Below are 3,677 nucleotides of genomic sequence, written 5' to 3' on the forward strand. Positions count from 1 at the left end.
CGCATCTGCGCCGAAACGCCGGACAACCAGTTCCTGCCCGCCACCGGCCGGCTCGACGTCTACCGCAAGCCCGCCTGCACCAGCTTCGAAAGAGGCGCGGTGCGCGTGGACGACGGCGTGCGCGAGGGCGATGCGATCAGCCCCTTCTACGACTCCATGGTCGCCAAGCTGATCGTGCACGGCCGCACCCGCGCCGAAGCGCTGGCCCGGCTTGACGCCGCGCTGGCACAGACCCGCATCGTCGGCCTGTCCACCAACGTGCAGTTCCTGCGCCATGTGGTCGCCAGTCCTTCGTTTGCGCAGGCGAATCTGGACACGGCGCTGATCCCGCGCGAAGCGGGTGTGCTGTTTCACCAGGACAAGGTGGGCCTGAACCTGGCCGTGGCCGCCGCCGTGGCGCAGACCCTGCTGGCCGAGCGCGCCAGCGAAGGCAAAGACCCGTTCTCGCGCCGCGACGGCTGGCGCCCGCACGGCCTGACGGTGCGCCGCTTCGACTTCGAATACCAGGGCGAGGCGCTGCAGGCCAGCCTGACCTACCTGCACGACGGCGCACTGCAGCTCGCGCTGGGCGAGGCCAGCGGCCTGCTCGCGTTCGACGCCTTGCCGGCAGAGAACGGCACGCTGATGGACCTGCGTTTCATGGGCCAGCGCCAGACGGTGCAGACCTGGCAGCGCGAAGAGGTGGTGCATGTGTTCTGCGACCTGGGTGCCACCACGATCATCGAAATCGACGCACTCGCGCACGCTGGCGAAGCCGCCCACGACGTGGGCCGCCTGACCGCGCCCATGCCGGGCAAGGTGGTGTCGTTTTCGGTCAAGGCCGGCGACGTGGTGAAGAAAGGCCAGCCGCTGGCGGTGATGGAGGCCATGAAGATGGAACACACCATCGCCGCCCCGGCCGACGGCACGGTGGCCGAGCTGCTGTATGCGCCGGGCGATCAGGTGGCCGAGGGCGCGGAGCTGCTGAAGATCGCCACTGCGGGATGAACAGGCATTGACCGCCCGCTAAGCTCTTCGCATGAACATCACTTTCTGCTGCACCGACACCAAGGCCGAACCTTGGCTGGAGGGCCTGCACGCCGCACTGCCCGGCGCGCAGGTCAACGTCTGGCAACCCGGCGCACCTCAGGCCGACCACGCGGTGGTCTGGGCGCCACCCCAACAGTTCCTGGACGAGCAGCAGGCGCTCAAAGGCCTGTTCAACATTGGCGCCGGTGTCGATGCGCTGCTCAGGTTGCGCTTGCCGCCGGGCGTGAAAGTCGTGCGTCTCGACGACGCGGGCATGTCGGTGCAGATGGCCGAGTACGTGTGCCACGCGGTGATCCGCCACTTCCGCGAGTTCGACGGTTACGAGGCCGATGTGAAGGCCGGCAAGTGGTCGTACCGCAAGCCGCGAGAACGCCAGGATTTTCCGGTCGGCGTGATGGGCCTGGGCGTGCTCGGGGTGCGTGTGGCCCAGGCCTTGCGGGTGTTCGAGTTTCCGGTGCACGGCTGGAGCCGTACGCCCAAGGCCATTGAAGGCGTGGTCACCCACAGCGGCGAGGCGGGGTTCCAGACCTTCCTGTCGAGCTGCCGCGTGCTGGTCAACCTGCTGCCGCTCACGCCCGACACGAAAGACATCCTGAACCGCGACACGCTGGGGCGTCTCAAGCCCGGCGCTTACCTGATCAACGTGGCGCGCGGCGCGCACCTGGTCGAGGCCGATCTGCTCGCGTTGCTGGAGAGCGGCCACATGGCCAGTGCCACGCTGGATGTGTTTCGCACCGAGCCGCTGCCCGCCGGGCACCCGTTCTGGTCGCACCCGAAGATCACCATCACGCCGCACACCTCGGCGCGCACGTTGCGCGATGAAAGCATCGCGCAGATCGCGGGCAAGATCCGCGCGCTCGACGCGGGTCAGCCCGTGGCGGGTGTGGTCGATCCCGTGCGGGGATACTGAGGGCCTTTTCTGCTTTCCGTGTCACCAGGGATGTTCCACATGCACCGTTGTCTCTCGCGCCCGCTGGCGCTGGCCCCCACCCTGATCGCTGTCGCCCTCGCGCTGGGCGCCTGTTCGGCGAAGGACGAACCACAGGCCGTGTCCGCCCCGGCGCGCGACGCCGCGCCGGAAATGTCCGCCAAGATGATGGCCCAAGCGCCCGCACCCATGGCCGCCGATGCTGCTGCTGCGGGCGGTGGCGAGGCCTTGTCGCCGCGCCACATCGCCGTGAGCCACGCGCTGGAGGTGGTGGTGCCCGCTGCGCAGATCACCGAGGCCTGGAAGGCCGTCGCCGACACCTGCGCCCAGCTCGATTGCGAGGTGGTGTCGTCGTCCGTGCGCAAGGAGCTGCGCGACCAGCCCGGCGGCGCCGAGCTGGAGATGCGCGTGAACCCGAAAGACGCGCCCCAGCTGCTGGGCCAGCTCGAAGGCGTGGGCCGCGTGGCCTCGCACAACACCAGCAGCGAAGACAAGACCGCGCAGGTGGTCGATGTCGAAGCGCACATCAAGAACCGCACCGAGTTCCGCGACAGCCTGCGCGCGCTGCTGCAGCAGCCGGGCGCCAACCGCAAGCTGTCGGACGTGCTGGAGATCCAGCGGACCCTGTCGCAGACCCAGGCCGAACTCGACAGCCACGCCACCCAGCTCAAGCTGCTGATGCAGCAGACCGCGCGCCAGCACGTGCAGGTGGCGTTCCGCCCCGAGGTCACGCTCACCGAAGGCCGCGCCGCCAACCCGATCTGGACCGCGCTGCGCGACGCCGGTCAGGTGATGGCCGACAGCGTCGCCAGTCTGATCACCCTGGTGGCGGCGTTCATCCCCTGGCTCGTGCTGCTGGTGCCGCTGGTCTGGGGGCTGCGCCGCGCCTGGGCCTGGCGGGCGCGCCGCCGGGCGCCGCCCGCCGCCTGATGTTGTCCTGAAAGAGGTTCCCCATGTCCCTGCCCACCCGTGTCCAGCTCATCGACGTCGGCCCGCGCGACGGCCTGCAGAACGAAAAGCAGCCCGTGCCGGCCGCGGTCAAGATTCAGCTGGTGCACCGCCTGCAGGCCGCCGGCCTGACCGAGATCGAGGTCACCAGCTACGTGAGCCCGAAGTGGGTGCCGCAGATGGCCGACAACCACGAGGTCATGGCCGGCATGCAGCGCCAGGCGGGCGTGCGCTACTCGGTGCTCACGCCCAACCTCAAGGGTTTCGAGGCCGCGCTGCTCGACCAACCCGACGAGATTGTGGTCTTTGGCGCGGCGAGCGAGGCCTTCAGCCAGAAGAACATCAATTGCTCCATCGCCGAGAGCATCGAACGCTTCGCGCCCGTGGTCGCGGCGGCGAAGGCGGCCGGCGTCGCCGTGCGCGGCGCGATGAGCTGCACCGTGGGCTGCCCCTACGAAGGCGAGATTGCGCCTGAGCGCGTGGCTTACCTCGCGGGGCTGATGAAAGGCATCGGCGTTCAGCGCGTGGACGTGGCCGACACCATCGGCGTGGGCACGCCGCGCAAGGTGCAGGCCGCGCTGGAGGCGACCCTGAAGCACTTCGGGGTGGACCACATCAGCGGCCATTTCCACGACACCTACGGCCAGGCGCTGGTGAACACGATGGCCTCGCTGGAGCTGGGGGTCTGGAACTTCCAGTCGTCGGTGGCGGGGCTGGGCGGCTGCCCCTACGCCAAGGGCGCCACCGGCAACGTGGCGACCGAAGACGTGGT

General features: G+C 69.1%; 4 protein-coding genes. All 4 read left to right on the top strand.

The window, feature by feature from the left end:
* Positions 1-987, top strand: a 987-nt coding sequence (locus tag IV088_RS12125) for a biotin/lipoyl-containing protein (protein WP_291102179.1), incomplete at its 5' end; no start/stop codon positions are given.
* 31 nt (positions 988-1,018) lie between these two features.
* Positions 1,019-1,939 carry a glyoxylate/hydroxypyruvate reductase A gene (locus IV088_RS12130; RefSeq protein WP_291102180.1) on the top strand — a complete coding sequence of 307 codons (921 nt, stop codon included), beginning with the start codon at positions 1,019-1,021 and terminating at the stop codon, positions 1,937-1,939.
* A gap of 39 nt (positions 1,940-1,978) precedes the next feature.
* Entirely contained in the window at positions 1,979-2,887 is a 909-nt protein-coding gene (locus IV088_RS12135) for a DUF4349 domain-containing protein (RefSeq protein WP_291102182.1), read from the top strand.
* A gap of 23 nt (positions 2,888-2,910) precedes the next feature.
* A partial coding sequence (locus IV088_RS12140) for a hydroxymethylglutaryl-CoA lyase (RefSeq protein ID WP_291102184.1) occupies positions 2,911-3,677 on the top strand: 767 nt, incomplete at its 3' end.

The organism is Hydrogenophaga sp., assembly GCF_018780075.1.
In the GTDB taxonomy this organism is placed as follows: Bacteria; Pseudomonadota; Gammaproteobacteria; order Burkholderiales; family Burkholderiaceae_C; genus Hydrogenophaga.